The sequence below is a fragment of the Mesorhizobium sp. LEGMi-168a genome (genome assembly GCF_058312955.1).
Window position 1 is genome coordinate 12,982 of record NZ_JBZEGV010000045.1, and the last position, 18,976, is coordinate 31,957.

Sequence of the window (18,976 nt, forward strand, 5' to 3'; positions counted from 1 at the left end):
TGAGCCTGTCGCTTCGGTGCCGGCGGCGCCACCAGCGGTGATCGAGCTGGAGATCACCCGGCAAGGTGCGGCTGCGGTTTCCGCTGACCACGCCGCCGGCACTGGCGGCGGCGATGGTGAAGGCGCTGGGCGTTTCATGATCCCGGTTCCGAGCCAGGTGCGGATCTGGTTGGCGGTCGGACGGACCGAAATGCGTCGCGGGATGCAAGGCCTCGCTCTGCAGGTTCAGGAGACGTTGGGCCGAGATCCGCATTTATGTGTCGGGCGAGATTATGTGGCGGAGCCGTCCTGGCGCCAGCCTGGGCCTGCCCGGTTCGGAATTTTCCGCCACATAATATTTCGTACCTCTCCGATGGGCGCGGGATTCCCCTGCGCCACTTTTCCGGAGGGGCATTATGCTCGAGTTCTATTTTTCGTATGGTGGGGTGCTCAAGCGCCTGCGTTGCGGTGCGCTCGGTGGCGAGATGGATCGCCTCGCGGAGCATTTTTTCACGCTTGGTTACAAGCGAGCGTCGGCCAAGATCTACCTGAGCCGGATTGCTCGTTTCAGCCAATTTGCCGCGACGCGTTGTGGCCCTATGCCGATCCATCAGGCTGTCGTTGATAGCTATTTGCGCAAGTTTCCAACGCGGTCGCCACGCATTGGAGCAGTGTCGGCGCTGGTACACGCGCGGCGAGTGGCTCCAGAACGCTTCATTGCTTCCGTTCGCAGTGTAGATAACGATCCGGATGCTCCGCTTCTGACCTCCTTTTCGGACTATCTGCGCAGGGTGCGAGGACTGGAGCCAAAGTCCCGCGAAGGCGTTCTCCTGGGCGGCCGCCGCTTCCTGGATTGGTTCCATCACCATCATCCCGGCCAAGACCTCGACGCGTTGACCGCTGAGCATGTGCTTGCTGCTGTCGAACATCGGCTGTCACTATCGTCGACCTCCGGTACCCGCACGGCAGCAACTTCACACATCCGGACATTTCTTCGGTATTTGTCTTGGGCTGGCTACCACGACCAGGATCTCGCTCGCGTCGTCCCCAGGACGCCCACCTGGCGTTTGGCTCATCTACCGCCGCGCCTTGCATGGGAAGACGTTCGGCGTGCAATCGACATGATCGGCGCAACGACACCGGTCGACGTCCGCGATCGAGCCGTCCTGCTGCTGCTCGCCACCACGGGCATTCGCAACGGCGAGCTGCGCGCCCTTCAGCTGCACGATATCGATTGGCGAACTGGCGAGGTTTTTGTCCGGCACACCAAGGGCAAGCGTGATCGGGTGGCCCCGCTCATCAAGGAAGCCGGCGACGCGCTCGCCGACTACATCCTGCGCGCTCGGCCGAAGGTGAATAGTCCGTACCTATTCCTGTCCTTCACGCCGCCGGTAGGGCCATTCAAGTGCGCGTCGCCTGTTTCGAGGATCGTACAGAAGCGGTTGCGGCATAGTGGGATCGAGTTTGTCGGCGGTGCGCATCTCCTGCGCCATAGCTTAGCCACCCAACTTGTCGGACAGCGAAGGCCGATCAACGAAGTCGCCGATCTCCTAGGACACCGCAGCATCAACACAACGGCGCTGTACGTAAAGGTCGCGACCTCGCAGCTCGCCACGGTCGCGCTCCCCTTTCCGGGAGGCGTGGCATGACCGCCTTCGCCCGGTTTCTCGGCGAGAAGGCCGAGCGTTACATCGAACTGCGCCACTCCCTCGGCTATGCCTTCAGCAAGCAAGCCGGCACGTTGCGGGCTTTCGTGAGGTACGTTGAGCGCGCTCAGCTCGATGGGCCCGCCACGCGAACGTTGGCGCTGGATTTCGCCCTGTCGTTCAGCGGCGCCGCCAACAGCCGCGTCACTCGTCACGGCGTGCTCCGACGGTTCTACGAGTATCTCGCCGTCTATGACGCGCGAACCGAAGCCTTGGAGCGCAGAGCTTTCCCCAGATCCAGGGCGATTCCGCCTCCGCGTATCCTCACCGAGGCAGAGTTGGCGTCGCTCATCGACGCATGCCACCGCATTTCGCCGGGGACCCCTCTCAAGAGCCGGACGATGGCGACGCTGATCGGATTGTTGGCGAGCTCGGGTCTGCGATCGGGCGAAGCGGTCAGGCTTGATCGTTCCGACGTCGATCTCACCAATGGAGTTCTCCTCGTTCGGAAGACCAAGTTCCGCAAGGATCGTCTCGTTCCAGTTCACAAGACGACCCAGGCTGCCCTTCGTCGCTACGCCCACGAGCGCGATGCCGCTTTTCCCATACCCAAGGACCAAGCCTTTTTCCTCAGCTCTCGCGGCAATCGCCTCTCGGCGACGGGCCTGCAAAATGGCTTTGCCGAGGCCCGCAAGCTTGCTGGTTTCGATGGCGGCAAGCCATTAAGGCCACACGACCTCAGGCACCGGTTCGCCGTGACCCGTCTCGGCCTTTGGCATCAGCAGCGTGCAGACGTTCAGGCGTTGCTCCCGTTGCTGGCCACATATCTCGGTCACGCAAGCTACAGCGATACAGCTTACTATCTCACTGGTTCGGCGGATCTTCTCGCCATTGCGGCCGAGCGCGCCTTCCTCGACGGAGGTGCAGCATGAGCGAACACCTGCTGCTGGCGCCGCTCCTGGAGTCCTACTTTCGCCGGCGCTTGACCAAACAACGCAACGCGACTCCCGCGACCGTAGCCAGCTATCGCGACGCCTTGCGCATGCTGGTCATCTTTGCCGCCACCCGGTTGCGGAAGAAGCCGGCGGCATTGGCGCTCGAAGACCTCGATCGAGACCTCGTTCTCGCCTTTCTCGACGAGCTCGAGGAGAAGCGCAACAACGTCATCGCCACGCGCAACGCCCGACTAGCCGCCATCCGATCCTTCTTCCACCACGCAGCAGCCGCCGACCCAGCGTCCTTCGGTGTCGCCCAACGCGTGCTGACAATTCCCATAAAACGGGCGCACATTGAGGTGACGCACCACCTCACCAAGGCCGAAGTGGGCGCCCTCATTGCGACCCCAGATCAGAGGACGCCCCGTGGGCGGCGCGACCGCACGTTTCTACTGTTTCTGGCACGGACCGGCGCCCGGGTCTCGGAAGCCATCGGCGTCAACGCAAACGACCTTCAGTTGGAGCGACAGCATCCACAAGTGCTGTTGCACGGCAAGGGGCGCAGAGACCGCATCATCCCCATTGCTCGCGACCTTGCGCGAGCGCTGACCGCCTTGTTGAGCGAACGCGGAATTGCGAACCACGGGCCGCGACCGATCTTTGTCGGCGCCCGCAACGAGCGCCTGACGCGTTTTGGGGCGACCCATATCGTGCGGCGAGCGGCCGCCAAGGCTGAGGCCATCAGGCCGGCCCTGACCGACAAGCCCATATCGCCCCACATTTTCCGGCACTCCCTGGCCATGCAGCTCCTCCAGTCCGGTGTGGATCTCTTGACGATCCAAGCCTGGCTCGGGCACGCACAAGTCGCCACCACCCACCGCTATGCCGCCGCGGATGTGGAGATGATGCGCAACGGGCTTGAGAAGGCGGGCGTCGACGGCAACCACGGAGTGCGCTTCCGACCGAAAGATGCCGTCCTGCAACTGCTGAACAGCATCTAAATATTATGTGGCGGAAAATTCCGAACCGGGCAGGCCCAGGCTGGCGCCAGGACGGCTCCGCCACATAATCTCGCCCGACACATAATGCAGAGCGTTTTTAGCTTGGCGTCGCGCAGAAAGGGCGGGTGGCGAGAGCGCGCTGTGGCGGATCGCGACGGTGAGCTAAAAACGTGTTGGACTAAGCCGCTGGCACGGGTGGCCGCTATGGGCATTCAATTGAGGCCGCACCCGCGGACAGGCATCGCGTGGGCCGCAGACGCGGCCCGGACGCGGCGATTGCAGGTCGTATGGGTTGAAAGCGACACGGATATATCGGCTCCGGCCAAGTGAGGACCGGCGCCACGCCCTGCCGAGAGGCGACCAGGAGGTGACGGCGCGCACCTTCGCGGGACCGGCTCGGTTTCCGGCGGAACGGTCCGGGCGATAGATGACGAAGAAAGCCGAGCGCTACCTTCATGACGTATCCCAGTATGGCGGTGGTCCGGTGACGCCGTCGAAGACTTCGATGACGATCATCTGCCCTCGGTGACAGGCCGGGCATTGCCGCAGGGAGTGGCCCGTAAGGTCCTCGTAGCGGTCGCGATAGTCCCTTTCGATCGACTCAACCGGCGGCTCGGGAGCCGGCATGCCGAGCAGGTCGCGGCAGCGGGCGAGCTTTTGCGCGCGATGGCGATTGCCGAGAAAGCCGTAATAGCGGATGCGATGGAAGCCCTCGGGCAGGACGTGAAGCAGGAAGCGGCGGATGAACTCGTCGGCCGAGACGGTCATGACCTTCTGCCGATCACCATGCCGGTAGTCCTTCCAGCGGAAACTAACGGCGCCATCCTCGATGTCGACGAGGCGGCTGTTGGAGATGGCGACGCGGTGCGTGTAGCGGCCGACATAATCGAGGACCTGTTCGGGCCCGGCGAAGGGCGGCTTGGCGTAAGTCACCCACTCGGCCTTTCGAAGCGGCGCCAGATAGCGCCGGAAGGCGTCAGGCGCGCTCAGGCCCTGCAAGTCGGAGAAGAACTGCAGTTCGCCGGCCGCGAAAGCTTTCTCCAGGTGCTCCAGAAACAGCCGCCGGAACAGGCGTGAGAGCACCCGCACGGGCAGAAAGAAACCGCGCTTGCAGGCAATCCATCGCGTGCCGTCCGGCGAGAACCCGCCACCCGGGACGACGCAATGCAGGTGCGGGTGGTGCAGCAGGTTCTGGCCCCAGGTGTGCAGCACCGCGAAGAAGCCGATCTCGGCGCCCAGGTGCTTGGGATCGGCGGCAATGGTGCGCAGCGTCTCGGCGGTGGCGCGGAAGAGAAGACCGTAGACGAGCGCCTTGTTCTGATAGGCGATGGCGGCAATGTCGGCGGGCAGCGTGAAGACGACATGAAAGTATTGGGTGTCGAGAAGCTCGGCGCGACGATCCTCCAGCCATTGCGCGCGGGCGAGCGATTGGCAGCGGGGACAATGCCTGTCGCGGCAGCTGTTGAAAGCGATGCGCCGGTGGCCGCATTGATCGCACTGCTCGACATGACCGCCGAGCGCGGCGGTCCGGCAGAGCTCGATCGCCGTCATGACGCGGCGCTGGGCGGTCGACAGCGCCGCGTCATGCTGCGCACGATAGACTTCGCCGTAGCGGCGGAAGATGTCCGCCACTTCCGGCCCCGAGCGGGCCACCGGCGCGCCGTTTTAGAAGTATTGCGGCTTGGCGGGCGGCGGCAAGCTGGGCGCCGGACGCGGCAAGAGCTCGAAGGGACTCGACGTGGCGCAGACCTTGTTGGTGGCAATCCGCAAGTAATGGGCGGTGGTCGCGAGGCTCCTGTGACCAAGCAGAAGTTGAATGGTGCGCACGTCGGCGCCGGCCTCCAACAGATGGACGGCGAACGCGTGCCGCAAGCTGTGCGGCGTGACCGGCTTGGACAAGCCGGAGAGGTCGCGCGCTTTCGCGCAGGCTTGCCCGACCGCATCCCTGGTGATCGGCTGGCCGGCGCGGTCGCCGGGGAAGAGCCAGTCCACTGGACGGCGCACCTTCCAGTAGCTGCGCAGGATCTCCAGGAGCTTGGGCGACAGCATCACGTAGCGATCCTTCTGGCCTTTGCCCTGCTCGACGCGGACGACCATTCTCTGGCTGTCGATGTCCGTTGGCTTCAGCTGCACCGCCTCCGAGATGCGCAAGCCGGCGGCATAGCACGTGGTCAGGATCGCGTGATGTTTGACGTCGAGCACGCAGCCGAGGAACCTTAGAACTTCCTCGGGACCAAGGACGATCGGCAGCTTTTGCGGCTTCTTCGGAAGCGGGAGAACCTCTTCAGGCGCCCAGTCCCTTTCGAGCGTCACACTGTAGAGAAAGCGCAGCGCCGCGATGGCGGTATGGATCGAACCGGGCGCGAGCTTCTTCTCGTTGGTCAGATAGACATAGACCTGGTAGGTCCGAATGTCCTCGCGCCCGAGCAGGTCCGGCGACTTGCCGAAATAGCGGGCGAACAGCGATACCTGTTGCAGATACGAGAGCTGAGTATTGAGCGCGAAATTGCGCACCTGCATGTCCTCACTCATGCGCTGGCGAAGTTGGGTCATGACAAGCTCCTTTGTCCGATGGAATGGGCTGCAAGCAGCCACCCCATGCTCGCGCAGTCGGAGCTCCTTTTGCATGCATGACCGACGCCACAGACGACGCAAGACCGCGCCGTCGGTGCATCGCTTCCTTGCCGCTCCGCGACGCGGAGCGGGTTAGTCCAAGAAGGGTTATGTGGCGCGCCACATAACCCTTCGCCGGCGATCTTTATGTCTTCCGGGGCAAGCGCGGACAGCTCGTTTCATTGTACGTCCCTTTGTCAGATTCCTGGCGGGCGGATCATCCTATCATATTTATAATCAATGTAGTTTCTTGGTCGGCGTTCGATCACGCGCTGCACCGCTATGCGTACTGTTTCCGAACTCAGCGCATCGACAGGGACCAACCATTGCGAGCCCTTGATTGCCTGCGTTGACGGCAAGATGCCCTTCAGTGCCAAGCTCTTTGCTGATCCGACGCAAATGCCAAAGTGTGCCGCAGCCTTCGCGAGGCTGATCATTTGGCCGTCGGATGATGCCGGATCGTAATCTGGCAAGCCCAAGCGTTCGCGCATTTCCCATACGCGAACAGTCGTCCAGGTCTCGCCATCGCCGGTCTTGCACCGCATCCGGTTGAGCGACACGGCAAGCTCTCGATCGGGCCAACGACCAGCGAGTTTGCGAAGTGCGTCAACGGCAGTGGGTGCCACATCCCCTGATATCGGCCCGTCTTTACGCGAGCAACATGAACCTCCGTGTGCCGGCCGCCGGTCCAGTGGATGAGCAGCACCGCTTCATTGGTGTTCTCATCGAGATCACAAACAATCTCTCGAACGACGATGTGAACCAGCCGCTGCTTGGTGCGTGTGTCCGTGGACGTTGCGTTCCAAACCCGCGGCAGATCATGCGCAAGTTGCAGAAGCAGGGTGCGGTCGATCTTGGGACTTTCCGCCGATGCGGCGCGCAGCTCCTTGATCCGACCTTCAAGCTTCGCAACTCGCTCCAATGCGCCATTCCAGAGCGCCTCCAGTTCACGGGCCACGTGACGCTTAGCCGGATCCACAAGCTCGTATCGGCGTGAGGCAAGAGATGCTTCGTAGCGTGCGACCTCAAGCTCCCGTTCGACGGCGGCGATGCTCTCTTTTCTCGAGCACTCAACCTGGTCGGACGCCGATATCGCTGCTTCAACAGCCCGATCGGAGACCGCCTCAAGGATCTGCAGCGCAACCGCGCGATCGACCCGCACTCCGCCTATGCCGATACACAAGCCGGCACCGACATGGGCGTCATCGCCGCGGCATGAATACCGATGTGCATTCCCCTTGGCCTGGCCATAGAACACACGCATCATCCGCCCGCAACGACCGCACCGTATCAAACCGGTCAGAAGTGCGCGTCCCCCGCGCGCCGATTTGCGTGAGCAGTTCTTCTTCATGTGTGCGTTTTCCAGCAGCAGCGTCTGATTGTCTTCATACTCCTGCCAACTGATGTAGCCGGGATGATTGTCGCGCAGGAGGACGTTCCATTCTTCCCGCGGCTTTTTGAACCCGCTGACATTACGGGCGCGACCGTCCACGATCCGTGTCTTCTGAGCGATTCGGCCAAACGCATAGGCGCCAGCATAGAGCGGATTGTGCAGGATCTGCATCACCGTGTGGTAGGCCGGCGCCTTCCAACTGAGCTTGTAGATTTGAACGTTTCTCAGGACCACAGGCATTTTGATGTCGGCGGCGCGTAGCCAAAGAAAGACCTGCCGGGCACTGCCGAGCTCGCGGAACTTGGTGAAGACCAGTCGCACAACTCCAGCCACATGTTCATCGGGATCGATTTCGATCTTGCCGAGTTCATTCCAACAAAATCCGGGTGGAAGCATAAAGCGGTACTCGCCGCGCTGGGCCTTGGAGTCTCGGGCGGCAATTCCACGTTGGCGAAGCAAGCTCAGCTCATACTCCGACATCGTCCCCTTCAGTCCGAGCAGCAGGCGGTCGTTGACCAGCCGCGGATCATAGGTGCCATCGGGATCAATGACCAACGCGCCAGCAAGGGCGCAATCAAGTGATGCCAGTCGCGTCCTTGCGTGCCAGCCGCGATGCCTCGATGCAATAGACGGCACCGACGTCGCCCGAACACACCATCGCAACAAGCCGCTCAAATCCAGGCCGCTGCATCATCCCGGAACCCGAGCGGCCAAGATCGTCGTCAATTACCGTCACCGACTTAAATCCGGCGGTTTCCGCAGCCTGTGCCAGATCATATCGCCGCCGCTGGCTTTCGAGATTCCCCATGACTTGGGACATTGTCGATTGGCGAACATAGACGACCGCGGTGCGGCCGAGGTGGTCAGGCGTGATCTTGATACTCATGATCACCTCCCGACATCTGAACGGTCTCGATGCCCGCCGCTTCCAGCAAGAGATCGGCGAGCGCCCGGATCAGACCTTTGGGATTGGCGCCCAGCGGCTCCTGGGGAACTCGATGGCTCAGATCCAGGCTCAGTTGAATGGGCTCGCGATATTGGCTTTTTCTCCGCACGTCCTTTCTCCCTCTTCATCGAAGGATGAGATCGTGCGCCCGACTCCCGATTCGTGCAGAGAAGCTTCAGAACAACGGCGAGTTCGTTGAGTCCATCAATGCTGATCTGCGGCGGCCCAAGCGTCATGCCGGCGCAGTAAACTGTCGTCGAACATCCAATTCGGCACCTCACGACTAAACCCCCGACGTTCCTCCGTGTAGATGCACTTCAAATCCTTGCCGCGTCGGAACGGTGCGACCTGAAGTGTTCGTCCAAAAAGAGGATGCCACCGATAGACAATTGTCGCGCTTCGAAGACTGTATGCAGAATGTCGCGTGTTGGGCCAATCTGATCAAGATTATCTGGCATGATGGGCTGGGCATGTCGCTGTATGCAAAACGGCTCGAGAAGGGCCGGTTTCTATGGCCGTCGCCGGCCGACGGCACGGTTTCCATATCGCCTTCTCAGTTGGCGTACATGCTCGACGGGATCGATTGGCGCAACCCGCGCCACACGTTCCGACCGCAGCGGGCGGGCTGAGTTTTTCTTTGAGTTTGCGCCATTTTGCGCGGGTCAGCGGACGCGTTTTATGATTCACTCCAGGGCATGGTTGCCACCGCCCAGGATGCTGTTCCGGACGATATCGGCGCGCTGAGAGCAGCGCTGAGCGCGGCGCTGGCCAGAGCCGAAGACGAGGCCGCGCGCGCTGCGCTGGTCGAGGCCGAACTGGCGGTCGCCAAGGCCAAGGCATCGGATGATGCGGCGCTGATCGCACATCAGGATCTGACGATCCGGAAGCTGCAGCGGGCGCTGCATGGGCAGAGTTCTGAACGTTCCGCCCGCCTGCACGACCAGATGGAGCTCACCTTCGAGGAACTCGAGAGCACGGCAACGGAAGACGAGATCGCCGCCGAACAGGCCGCGGCCCGACCACCGAGGTGGCGCCTTATGTGCGCAAACGACCGGCGCGTCAGCCATTTCCCGAGCATCTGCCGCGTGAACGCGCGGTCGAGCCGGCGCCGACCGTTTGCCACTGCTGCGGCGGTCATCGGCTGCGCAAGCTGGGTGAGGATATCACCGAGACGCTGGAGGTGGTGCCGCGGCAATGGAAGGTGATCCAGCACGTGCGGGAGAAGTTCACCTGCCGCGACTGCGAGGCGATCAGCCAGGCTCCGGCGCCGTTCCACGCCACCCCGCGCGGCTGGGACGGTCCCGGCCTGCTGGCGAATGTCATCATCGTCCGCTATGCGGACGACAGTATCATGGGCTTTGAAACAAAATCCGAGGTGCGATTCGACATGATCTAATGAAACGCCGCCTCACGCCCCTCGCTGAGACCGGCGTCTGGCTCCGTCGTGTGATACAGGGATACCTGAACTACCACGCGATCCCGGGGAACCTCAAACGGCCCGGCATGATCCGCGCCGAGGTCTGTCGGACATGGCTGCACTCGCTCCGACGACGCAGCCAGCGCTCGCGCATGACCTGGGACCGGTTCCGGCGATATATTGATCGATACATCCCGAAAGTCCGCGCATGTCATCCACATCCCAATCCAAGGTACGCGTCATGACCCAAGGCAGGAGCCGTATGCGGTAGTCCCGCACGTACGGATCTGGGGCGGGGGGAGCGGAGTAATCCGCGTCCCTACCGCGACCGCCGTAAGCGTCAATGTCAAAGCGGAGGGGAAAAGCGGGCCGGCGAAGCACGCACAATACATCCGCTCCCTATTCCAAGAGTGCATTCTCAGGCGACGCGCCATTCCGGTCGATCCGTTCCGGCAACCTTCCACAACCTGGCCAAGATCGCAGCTTCGATCCGGCTCGGTCTGCTAGACGGCGTGCCACAGCCAGTGCTTATTGCCGGCAACAGACACGACGAGTTCATCGAGATGCCGGATATTACTACGCGACGGCGTCTTACCCGCCAGCCGGCGAGCAAAGTCCGGTCCCAACCCGCTATCATCTCGTTGAACACGGCATGCTGCGCTCAAGGAGCATCTCCTCGACCAGGCGCAGGCTGAACGGAAGCGGTAGTAGAGCCAAACGGTGTGCGCGATGCGCTCTCGGCGGGAAGTGATGGCTCTTGTCGCTGACCGACGAGGTGCTCATGCATCCTAGCCAAAACTGAACGACGGTTGGCGTAACATCGCTGCGAAATACAAGTTTTCGCGCCGAAGCGGAAGGGACTGACATAGCGCAAAGACACAGGAGCGCGCAGCGGTAAGGATGATGGTCCTCAGCATAGGACGGTAACTGTTGCAGACCTCAACACTGACAAAATATCGCGAGGCCCGCCTGCCTTGGTACAGCATCTATCCGACTGTGCCGGAGTTCTCTGGGGCGGTCGGCGCCGACGCTTACAAGGAATGGCTCAGGGACCTACCGGCTGACGATCTGGTGTCACTCTATCTGCACGTTCCGTTCTGCCGATCGATGTGCTGGTATTGCGGCTTCCCGACCACCATCACCCGCCACGATGCGCCGATCCTCAATTATCTGGCGATGCTGCGTGACGAGATCCGTTTGGTCTCGGAGCGAGCGCCGCAGGCGCTGCCCGTAAGCGACGTGCATTTCGGCGGCGGAACGCCGACTCTCATCGGGCCAGCCGAGTTCCTCGCTTTGATGGAGTTCCTGCGACGACACTTCGCCCTCGAGAACACAGCTACGATCGCGGTCGAGATTGATCCGCGCACATTCACGGCCGAGATGGCCGAAGCCTTAGGAGCAGCTGGCGTGACCCGCGCGAGCCTCGGTGTCCAGAGCTTCGATCCCGTCGTACAAAAGGCAATCAACCGGGTCCAGAGCGTGGAGCAGACGGCGGCTGCCGTCGAAATGCTGCGCCGGCACGGAGTGAGCCGCATCAACTTCGACCTCATATTCGGTCTCCCGCATCAAACGGTGCAATCCTGCGTCGAGACCGCGAGGGCGGCAGTCGCCATGCGCCCCAACCGGCTTGCGGTGTTCTGCTATTCGCACATTCCGGCCCTTGTGGAGAACCAGCGCCTCATCGAGGAAGCATTTCTTCCGGACAGCGCAGCCCGCGCCGAACAGGATGCAGCCGTGGCCGTGACCCTGATTGCCGCCGGCTACCGCGAGATCGGGCTCGATCATTTCGCGTTGCCGGACGACGAGCTTGCGCTGGCACAGAAAACCGGGCGCCTGCGGCGCAACTCGCTCGGCTACTCAGGCGACACCTGCAAAACTCTAATCGGTTTCGGCGCGACGGCTATTGGCCGTGTCGGCGGGGGGTACGTCCAGAACGAGGTTACACGGGACGCCTACATGCAGCATATCGCAGCTGGTCGTCTGGCGACGTCAAAGGGCTGGCGCCTCACCGACGACGACCGGGTGAGAGCTGCAATCATCGAGCGAGTAATGTGCGATCTCGAGGCCGATGTGCCGGCAATTTGTGCCGCTCACGGATCTGATCCGATCCGTTTTCTCGATTCAACTGAACGCTTGGCGATTTTGGCCAAGGACGGGATAGTAGACATCGAAAATGGTCGTATTCGCGTACGGCGGCAGCATCGCTTCGTACTTCGCGTGGTTGCTGCCGCATTCGATGCTTTTCTCGACCGGGCCGCCCCTTACGAGGCACGAGTGGGAGGGCAAACAGCGCGACCGCGAAAGACCGAGATCGAGCGCCGCCCACGTGCCGACCACCTTTGACTTCGCAGGGCGTGGCGTGCTGCAGGGCGCCAGCGAAATAACTTTCGTCCGACTCCGGTGATTAGGGTTAAGCGCGTATGCGTTGCCGCGAGCCTCGCGGTTGCCGCCCCGCGAGCCTCAGGCATTAGTGACACTTGAGGCCGAGTCTGATCATGCAGCTTGTCTCAGGAGTGTCGTTGTCCAAGGCGACTTGGTGCTGGCGGTTCTTTGTCAGTTTAGCTTGATGCTCGCCTGCCCGAACACCCCGTAGCGCTCAGCCTCCCAATTCAGGCCCCCCGGCCCGTCACCGCTCGGCGTCTGCTCGAAATGAGCCACGCCAGTAGATGTCGCGCGCCAGTAGCGGCCGCCAACGCCGATGTTGAACAGATCCGTGACTTTGTAGTTCAACATTGCCTCAAGCTGCACGCCATGCCCGTTGCCGTCTTCGGGAAGCGGATTGATCTCGGGGCGCAGATGGTGCTGATCTTTGCCGTCAAGCTGCGTGAACAGCACCGCGACCTCACCAGAAAGGCTGAGACGTTCGCTGAGTTGCGTCTGCCCGGCTAGGCCCAGTCGGAGCGAATGCCAATCATTATCCTGGCTGATGACGTCTAAGTTGGCCGGAAAGGCTGGCACGCAAGCCCACGGGTTGGCCGCCTGCTGCTCACAACCAACGGCATGGTAGCTTTCGTGCCAGAAATTATAGCCGACAAAAGCACCGATGCGGAAGCGCGGCGTGTCCCAGAAATTGTATCCGACATCGGCCGTGAAATAGGAGATGCGGCCGTCGCGTTGATCGGATAACGTGTTGGAATAAGGTCCCACGAACTCGAAATCCTCGTCGGTAAGAGAACCCTTGGGGATCCCGCCCGCACCGAGGAAGCCCTTGATGAAGATGCCTGTCGGATTGTGGGTCGCGTTGAAGAAGACTTCGCCAGAACTTGCAACGAGATCGCTGTATGTGATGCGCGACACCAACACCATGCCAACGGGATTGTAGAGATCCATCGACGACTCGCCGCTGCTGTACCAGTAGCGCAGCCCGCCCTCGAACGAAAAGATCGGGGGCACCGCGCCGGCTACCGCCGCCGGCTCGGCGACCACCGGGGCGTCGGCAGCGGCGGCAACCACCGACAGACAGCAGAACGCGACATATGTCAAAAGTACTCGCCGCATCGGTAAATTCTCCTTGTGTTGATTTTCCGGTCCTGTCTCGGACATTGAGAAATTGACTTGGTTGGACTGACTGCAGCGTTCGTCTCCAGGCAAGAGGATCATGATCGCAAAGTGCCTGCGCAGCCCTTGGTTCGGCTACTGCTTGCAGTGCGGCCGCTTCTCCATCGGGAGGTCTTGCTACCTGATCCCGGGAGACAGCATCGTGCGAACATTGCGACACTCTCCGCGTGAGGCGTTTAGCGACAGCCGATGCAACATGCGTGCCAAAGACAGGAACTCTTTAGACGTATGGAATCGATTGCCGCATGTCCGACATTTGTCGCGCCTCGGACAATGCCAAAGGATCCTGTCGCAAATTCCCGGTGAGAGGGTTGCGGAGCCACGGCGCGGAAGCCCTTGCTTGAATCCGAGCGTCTCCACCTGTGAAAACGCCCGCTGGGCGCGACCAGCGGCGCCGGCTCGTTGTCGGGATCTGACTGGTGCTTCACGACCGTGTCAGGTTCTGGTGCCGATTATTCGAGCGCGCCAGGATCGCGCGTTGGCCTTTTTTGATCCACCTCAGTCCACGTCTGCCACTCATGCTTTGAGCATGACTGTTGGCGCTCGCGTCTCCAAACTGTGACTTCCCGCTTGCGAACGTGCAACGAGGCATCTCGCGTCTCGGTGTCCCGGGCAGATAGCATCTGAAAGAACTCTCGACCCGTTTCCTTCAAATTTCTGCAAGGAATTCGACAAAATAGCGACACCGCTTACGCCACAAGTCGCGAAGAATTGGTAACTGATTGAAACATAAGCCAAAATGCATCTGGTACGACTTTTGCTCTCTGCCGTTTAACATGTGACGACGATATACGAATAATACGTGCACGGCTCGATTTATTCGAAAGGCGCGAAACAAACCAGGAATGGAGCAAGACAAATGACATGTGCCATAGCGGCAACAGTCTTCCTTATGGTTTCGATATTTACTTTCGCATTGGAGACAAAAGAAGCCAACGATTTGCCGAGTATTCACAGCTGGGGACACCAGCACGCATTCGTGGCAGCCGCCAGAAGGCACCCTCCGTCAAATGGGAAGGTGGACGCTTCTGTCGTTTCATATCGTTGCCGCAAGTTGAACCCGTCCTGCCTGATGTGACGTGCATCTGACAACTATGCATGCCGGACGCAATACGCGCCAAATACCTATTGTGCAGTGCTTAGCGTGGTGCCGGCCCGAACCTTGGTCTGGCACTTACGCGACGAACCTCAAGCGTCCGATTGCGCAATCACAGGGGCCATGACGTTCGGAATCTTAAGTCAGTCCACCTCTTGAAACGTGAAAGGAGCAAAACCAGTTCGGCATGCGCGCGCGATGCCGCAAAAGCCACGCGAGCCCCATTCTGGTCCTGACAGCCCGGATCTGGGGAGGCTCTCGCAATCTGTTTGTCCTGAAGGAGAACGATATGAAGTTCCGTCCATTGCATGATCGCGTACTGGTCCGGCGCATCGAGGCCGAGGAGAAGACGACCGGCGGCATCATCATCCCCGACACCGCCAAGGAAAAGCCGCAGGAAGGCGAAGTCATCGCCGTCGGCCCGGGCGCTCGCGACGAGAGCGGCAAGCTCACCCCCCTCGATGTGAAGGTCGACGACCGCATCCTGTTCGGCAAGTGGTCCGGCACCGACATCAAGCTCAACGGCGAAGAGCTGCTCATCATGAAGGAAAGCGACATCTTGGGTGTGATCGAGGTTTCGGCCTCGGCCAGGCAAGCCGCGTGACCGAAACCGCGTGACACAAACAGTCAACAAGAACTGCCTATTCGCAGGAGTGAACCAATAATGGCTGCCAAGGAAGTGAAATTTCATTCTGATGCCCGCGAGCGCATGCTGCGCGGCGTCGACATTCTCGCCAATGCGGTGAAGGTGACGCTCGGTCCGAAGGGCCGTAATGTGGTGATCGATAAGAGCTTCGGCGCCCCGCGTATCACCAAGGACGGCGTCACCGTCGCCAAGGAGATCGAGCTCGAGGACAAGTTCGAGAACATGGGCGCGCAGATGGTGCGCGAGGTCGCGTCCAAGACCAGCGACATCGCCGGCGACGGCACCACCACCGCCACGGTGCTGGCGCAGTCGATCGTGACCGAGGGCGCCAAGGCGGTCGCGGCCGGCATGAACCCGATGGATTTGAAGCGCGGCATCGACAAGGCGGTGGAAACGATCGTTTCCGATTTGAAGGCCAATGCCCGCAAGGTGACGAAGAACGACGAGATCGCCCAGGTCGGCGCCATCTCGGCCAATGGCGACGAAGAGATCGGCCGCTTTCTCGCCGAGGCGATGGAGAAGGTCGGCAATGAGGGCGTCATTACGGTCGAGGAAGCCAAGACTGCCGAGACCGAGCTCGAAATCGTCGAAGGCATGCAGTTCGACCGTGGGTATTTGTCACCCTACTTCATCACCAACCAGGATAAGATGCGTGTCGAGCTCGAAGAGCCCTACGTGCTGATCCACGAGAAGAAGCTCGCCAATCTGCAAGCCTTGCTGCCGTTGCTGGAGGCCGTGGTTCAGTCCGGCAAGCCGCTGCTGATCATCGCCGAGGACGTCGAGGGCGAAGCGCTGGCGACCCTGGTAGTCAACAAGCTGCGCGGCGGACTGAAGGTGGCCGCCGTCAAGGCCCCCGGCTTCGGCGACCGCCGCAAGGCGATGCTGGAGGATATCGCCATCCTGACCGGCGGCACGGCGATCAGCGAGGATCTAGGCGTCAAGCTCGAGAATGTGACGCTGGAAATGCTCGGCCGCGCGCGCAAGGTGGAGATCGAGAAGGAAAACACCACCATTGTCGACGGCGCCGGCCATAAGGACGAAATCAACGGCCGCGTTGCTCAAATTAGGGTGCAGATCGAAGAGACCACTTCCGATTATGACCGCGAGAAGCTGCAGGAGCGCCTGGCCAAACTCGCCGGCGGCGTCGCGGTGATCCGCGTCGGAGGCTCGACCGAAGTCGAGGTCAAGGAGCGTAAGGACCGCGTCGACGACGCGCTGCACGCCACCCGCGCGGCAGTCGAGGAAGGTGTCTTGCCGGGCGGCGGCGTGGCACTACTCAGGGCAGCAGGGGCGCTCGACAATGTCGCTGTCGACAACCCCGACCAGAGGACCGGTGTCGAGATCGTGCGGCGCGCCATCGAGGCTCCCGCTCGCCAGATCGCCCAAAACAGCGGGGCGGAAGGCTCCATTATCGTGGGCAGGGTTCGCGAGAAGCCTGAGTTCGGCTATGGCTGGAACGCCCAGACCAACGAATTTGGCGATCTCTTCAGCCAAGGCGTGATCGACCCCGCGAAGGTCGTGCGCACGGCGCTGCAGGACGCCGCGTCCGTAGCCGGCCTCCTCGTCACCACCGAGGCGATGGTGGCCGAGAAGCCGAAGAAGGAGATTCCCGCCCCCGCGATGCCGGGCGGCGGCGGCATGGATTTCTGACGAGGGCCACCTTCTTTCTTGTCGTGGAGAGGGTGGAGCTACCTTACCAATGGTCCATTCACCCTCTTCCAGGCGTCTATTCCGCCCTCAATGTGGCAGGCTGATGTGAGGCCCTGATCCTGGGCGGCTTGCACCGCCATCGCCGAACGCTCGCCGAAGGCGCAGTAAAGCATAAGCCGCTTGCCGGTCGAACGGGCGAGCTCGTGCAACACGCCACCGGGGGCGATGTTTTCTTGCAACTGCGGGTAAGGCACATGCAGCGCGCCCGGAATAATGCCGTGGCGTTCGCGCTCGGAGCGCTCGCGCAGGTCGATCAGCGCGACATCCGGCCTGCCGGCCAGTGCCAACGCTTCGTTGACATTGGCCGCCCAGCCGCGCCGCGCGATCTCGTCCTGGTGCAGCCCGACCTTCATATTGGCGGGCACGGCGACGTCCATCATTTTCGGATTGGCGAGCTTCAGATTATTCATGATCTCGACATATTCGTCCACTGACTTCGCCTGCAGGCGCGGGTTGAAGGCCTTCTCCTCGCCGATGGTGGAGACCGTGTCGCCCTTGTAGTCGTGCGCCGGGTAGACCAGCGTGGAGTCCGGCAGCCTGAGCAGGCGGCCGAAGATCGACTCATACTGGTGTCGCGCATCGCCGTTCTGGAAGTCTGTGCGGCCAGTGCCGCGGATGAGCAGCGTGTCGCCGGTGAACACCCGGTCGGGCAGGACGAAACTGTAGGAATCGTCGGTATGACCAGGTGTGTGGACGACGTCGAGCGCCAGCCCCTCAATGGTCAGCCTGTCGCCGTCGGTAAGTCGGATCGATACCACGTCGGCCTTGGTCTGCTCGCCCATCACCGTGATGCACCGCGTCTTATCGCGCAACGCGCCAAGCCCGGTGATGTGATCGGCATGAAGATGCGTGTCGACCGCCTTGAGCAGCCTGAGATCGAGCTCGCGCATGAGCTGGAGATAGTGGTCGACCTTGTCCAAAACCGGATCGATGATCAGCGCCTCGCCGCCTTGGCGGCTGGCGAGCAGATAGGAATAGGTGCTCGAAACGGAATCGAACAGCTGACGGAAAATCATGATCTGCTCCATATCATCTGGTCGCGATCTTTTTTGCGGCTCATCCGACGTTACAGCTACGCCGAGGCGCTGCGCCCTCAGCGCTCGCCTATTAGGATGGCGTCGAGGTTCGTCATACCCGTCTCACGCCGCTAGCAAATGGCGGATTTGGCGGATCAAGGCGCTACCGCGTGGACCAATGCGGCGACGGGAAACAAGCGCATTGGCTCACGCATGCGTCAGGGACAAGTTACGCCACAAGCGCAGGGATGGCCAAACCCTCATTGGCCTCATCATGGATCGAGAAACTGTAATGACCACGTGCGTCAAGATCGACCGAGTAGCTCAGGCGGTCGCGTATATGATTATCCTGGTCGAACGTGACGATTCGCGGCTTCAGCGACGTGATATGCGCTTCGTTCAGGTAGATGGAGTTGCAGACGATGATCGGGTCGCCAGGCTGGCAGGTGCGGGCCGCAGCACCATTGAGGATGCAGCATCGTGATCCGCGTTCGCCCAGAATGACATAGGTGGAAATCCGCGCGCCGGAATTCTTGTTCCATATCTCCACGAATTCCATGGGCAGGATCCCGCCTGCCTCGCAGTGAGGTTTGCTTCGGTGACGTTGATGCCGTGCAGCTTGCCGGCGACTATTTTTCGCATTGGTCTGTTGTCCTCATCCGTCTTCATGACCAGTCCTGATGTCTTGTCGACAGCCGCCGCTTGGCTAAATTCCAACCACAAGCGCCCCGCCGCTGAGCCCAGCGCCAGCCGCTGCCAGGAGCAGCTTCTCGCCCGGCCGGAATGGCTGGGTCCGATTGGCGAGCGACAACGAGAGCGGGATCGTTGCGGCGGAAGAGTTACCGTATTCCGCGATCGTCTTGACGACGGCATGGTCGGCAATGCCAAGGTTCCTGCCGACCGCGTCGAAGATGCGGGCGTTGGCCTGATGCGGCACGAAGCGGTTGATGTCCTGCGGCTTCAGCCGCGCCGCGCCCAGCGCCTCCTGGGAGCAAGCGGTCATCATCGCCACCGCCTTGC

15 protein-coding genes and 4 pseudogenes are annotated in these 18,976 nt (G+C 61.4%); 8 read left to right on the forward strand and 11 right to left on the reverse strand.

Translation table 11 applies throughout. The features are described from left to right. Window positions 1-395: 395 nt before the first annotated feature. Genes AC4FWB_RS32210 through AC4FWB_RS32220 form a run of 3 tightly spaced genes read left to right on the forward strand, consistent with a single transcriptional unit; the run spans window position 396 to window position 3,561 of the window. Complete coding sequence (locus tag AC4FWB_RS32210) at window positions 396-1,628, forward strand: site-specific integrase (RefSeq protein ID WP_491030273.1); 1,233 nt, start codon at window positions 396-398, stop codon at window positions 1,626-1,628. Then, window positions 1,625-2,557, forward strand: a complete 933-nt coding sequence (locus tag AC4FWB_RS32215) for a tyrosine-type recombinase/integrase (protein WP_491030274.1) — start codon at window positions 1,625-1,627, stop codon at window positions 2,555-2,557. The genes AC4FWB_RS32210 and AC4FWB_RS32215 overlap by 4 nt, the downstream gene beginning before the upstream one ends. Continuing rightward, on the forward strand, window positions 2,554-3,561 hold the full coding sequence (locus AC4FWB_RS32220) for a tyrosine-type recombinase/integrase (RefSeq protein WP_491030275.1): 1,008 nt from the start codon (window positions 2,554-2,556) through the stop codon (window positions 3,559-3,561). The genes AC4FWB_RS32215 and AC4FWB_RS32220 overlap by 4 nt, the downstream gene beginning before the upstream one ends. Before the next feature lie 453 nt (window positions 3,562-4,014). Here AC4FWB_RS32220 and AC4FWB_RS32225 read toward each other — a convergent pair whose 3' ends face one another. The 6 genes from AC4FWB_RS32225 to AC4FWB_RS32250 form a co-directional block, all read right to left on the reverse strand. Continuing rightward, complete coding sequence (locus AC4FWB_RS32225) at window positions 4,015-5,214, reverse strand: IS91 family transposase (RefSeq protein WP_491030276.1); 1,200 nt, start codon at window positions 5,212-5,214, stop codon at window positions 4,015-4,017. Window positions 5,215-5,226: 12 nt separating this feature from the next. Next, complete coding sequence (locus AC4FWB_RS32230) at window positions 5,227-6,114, reverse strand: tyrosine-type recombinase/integrase (protein WP_491030277.1); 888 nt, start codon at window positions 6,112-6,114, stop codon at window positions 5,227-5,229. A gap of 257 nt (window positions 6,115-6,371) precedes the next feature. Further along, window positions 6,372-6,611, reverse strand: a complete 240-nt coding sequence (locus tag AC4FWB_RS32235; RefSeq protein ID WP_491030278.1) for a hypothetical protein — start codon at window positions 6,609-6,611, stop codon at window positions 6,372-6,374. Then, window positions 6,608-8,122: a recombinase family protein gene (locus AC4FWB_RS32240; protein ID WP_491030279.1), complete on the reverse strand. Its 1,515-nt coding sequence runs from the start codon at window positions 8,120-8,122 to the stop codon at window positions 6,608-6,610. Before AC4FWB_RS32240 ends, AC4FWB_RS32235 begins: the two co-directional genes overlap by 4 nt. A 19-nt stretch (window positions 8,123-8,141) precedes the next feature. Then, window positions 8,142-8,453, reverse strand: coding sequence for a recombinase family protein (locus AC4FWB_RS32245; protein ID WP_491030280.1), 312 nt, complete (start codon window positions 8,451-8,453; stop codon window positions 8,142-8,144). After that, complete coding sequence (locus tag AC4FWB_RS32250; RefSeq protein WP_491030281.1) at window positions 8,431-8,622, reverse strand: hypothetical protein; 192 nt, start codon at window positions 8,620-8,622, stop codon at window positions 8,431-8,433. Before AC4FWB_RS32250 ends, AC4FWB_RS32245 begins: the two co-directional genes overlap by 23 nt. Before the next feature lie 301 nt (window positions 8,623-8,923). Here AC4FWB_RS32250 and tnpB point away from each other — a divergent pair, with 301 nt between their 5' ends. Both tnpB and AC4FWB_RS32260 read left to right on the forward strand, forming a co-directional pair. Next, complete coding sequence (tnpB, locus tag AC4FWB_RS32255) at window positions 8,924-9,142, forward strand: IS66 family insertion sequence element accessory protein TnpB (protein WP_491030282.1); 219 nt, start codon at window positions 8,924-8,926, stop codon at window positions 9,140-9,142. A 66-nt stretch (window positions 9,143-9,208) separates the two neighbouring features. Continuing rightward, window positions 9,209-9,849, forward strand: a pseudogene (locus tag AC4FWB_RS32260) (transposase domain-containing protein); the annotation flags it as partial. Between the two features lie 737 nt (window positions 9,850-10,586). Here AC4FWB_RS32260 and AC4FWB_RS32265 read toward each other — a convergent pair. Continuing rightward, window positions 10,587-10,713 (reverse strand): annotated as a pseudogene (locus AC4FWB_RS32265) (IS6 family transposase); the annotation flags it as partial. A gap of 147 nt (window positions 10,714-10,860) precedes the next feature. Here AC4FWB_RS32265 and hemN point away from each other — a divergent pair. Then, window positions 10,861-12,273: an oxygen-independent coproporphyrinogen III oxidase gene (hemN, locus tag AC4FWB_RS32270; RefSeq protein ID WP_491030283.1), complete on the forward strand. Its 1,413-nt coding sequence runs from the start codon at window positions 10,861-10,863 to the stop codon at window positions 12,271-12,273. A gap of 210 nt (window positions 12,274-12,483) precedes the next feature. On the opposite strand, the gene AC4FWB_RS32275 is transcribed toward hemN, so the two are convergent. Beyond that, the gene (locus tag AC4FWB_RS32275) at window positions 12,484-13,530 is read right to left on the reverse strand and encodes a hypothetical protein (RefSeq protein ID WP_491030284.1); all 1,047 of its coding nucleotides are present in this window, start codon (window positions 13,528-13,530) and stop codon (window positions 12,484-12,486) included. 1,343 nt (window positions 13,531-14,873) lie between these two features. Between AC4FWB_RS32275 and groES the strand changes: the two genes are divergently transcribed. Then, window positions 14,874-15,188, forward strand: a complete 315-nt coding sequence (groES, locus tag AC4FWB_RS32280) for a co-chaperone GroES (RefSeq protein WP_491030285.1) — start codon at window positions 14,874-14,876, stop codon at window positions 15,186-15,188. A 60-nt stretch (window positions 15,189-15,248) separates the two neighbouring features. Then, window positions 15,249-16,880, forward strand: coding sequence for a chaperonin GroEL (gene groL / locus AC4FWB_RS32285; protein ID WP_491030286.1), 1,632 nt, complete (start codon window positions 15,249-15,251; stop codon window positions 16,878-16,880). Between the two features lie 38 nt (window positions 16,881-16,918). Here groL and AC4FWB_RS32290 read toward each other — a convergent pair whose 3' ends face one another. The 3 genes and pseudogenes from AC4FWB_RS32290 to bioZ all read right to left on the reverse strand — a co-directional run. Beyond that, entirely contained in the window at window positions 16,919-17,956 is a 1,038-nt protein-coding gene (locus AC4FWB_RS32290; protein ID WP_491030287.1) for an MBL fold metallo-hydrolase, read from the reverse strand. A gap of 229 nt (window positions 17,957-18,185) precedes the next feature. After that, window positions 18,186-18,598: pseudogene (locus AC4FWB_RS32295) on the reverse strand (aspartate 1-decarboxylase). Window positions 18,599-18,662: 64 nt separating this feature from the next. Beyond that, window positions 18,663-18,976 (reverse strand): annotated as a pseudogene (gene bioZ / locus AC4FWB_RS32300) (3-oxopimeloyl-[acyl-carrier-protein] synthase BioZ); the annotation flags it as partial.

What these genes read in the sequence shown, in the direction of transcription:
- groES (WP_491030285.1), top strand. Translation starts at nt 14,874, where the DNA reads ATGAAGTTCCGTCCATTGCATGATCGCGTACTGGTCCGGCGCATCGAG.
- AC4FWB_RS32215 (WP_491030274.1), top strand. Translation starts at nt 1,625, where the DNA reads ATGACCGCCTTCGCCCGGTTTCTCGGCGAGAAGGCCGAGCGTTACATC.
- AC4FWB_RS32220 (WP_491030275.1), top strand. Translation starts at nt 2,554, where the DNA reads ATGAGCGAACACCTGCTGCTGGCGCCGCTCCTGGAGTCCTACTTTCGC.
- AC4FWB_RS32290 (WP_491030287.1), bottom strand. Translation starts at nt 17,956, where the DNA reads ATGATTTTCCGTCAGCTGTTCGATTCCGTTTCGAGCACCTATTCCTAT.
- AC4FWB_RS32245 (WP_491030280.1), bottom strand. Translation starts at nt 8,453, where the DNA reads ATGAGTATCAAGATCACGCCTGACCACCTCGGCCGCACCGCGGTCGTC.
- AC4FWB_RS32230 (WP_491030277.1), bottom strand. Translation starts at nt 6,114, where the DNA reads ATGACCCAACTTCGCCAGCGCATGAGTGAGGACATGCAGGTGCGCAAT.
- AC4FWB_RS32275 (WP_491030284.1), bottom strand. Translation starts at nt 13,530, where the DNA reads ATGATCCTCTTGCCTGGAGACGAACGCTGCAGTCAGTCCAACCAAGTC.
- tnpB (WP_491030282.1), top strand. Translation starts at nt 8,924, where the DNA reads ATGCAGAATGTCGCGTGTTGGGCCAATCTGATCAAGATTATCTGGCAT.
- AC4FWB_RS32235 (WP_491030278.1), bottom strand. Translation starts at nt 6,611, where the DNA reads ATGATCAGCCTCGCGAAGGCTGCGGCACACTTTGGCATTTGCGTCGGA.
- groL (WP_491030286.1), top strand. Translation starts at nt 15,249, where the DNA reads ATGGCTGCCAAGGAAGTGAAATTTCATTCTGATGCCCGCGAGCGCATG.
- AC4FWB_RS32210 (WP_491030273.1), top strand. Translation starts at nt 396, where the DNA reads ATGCTCGAGTTCTATTTTTCGTATGGTGGGGTGCTCAAGCGCCTGCGT.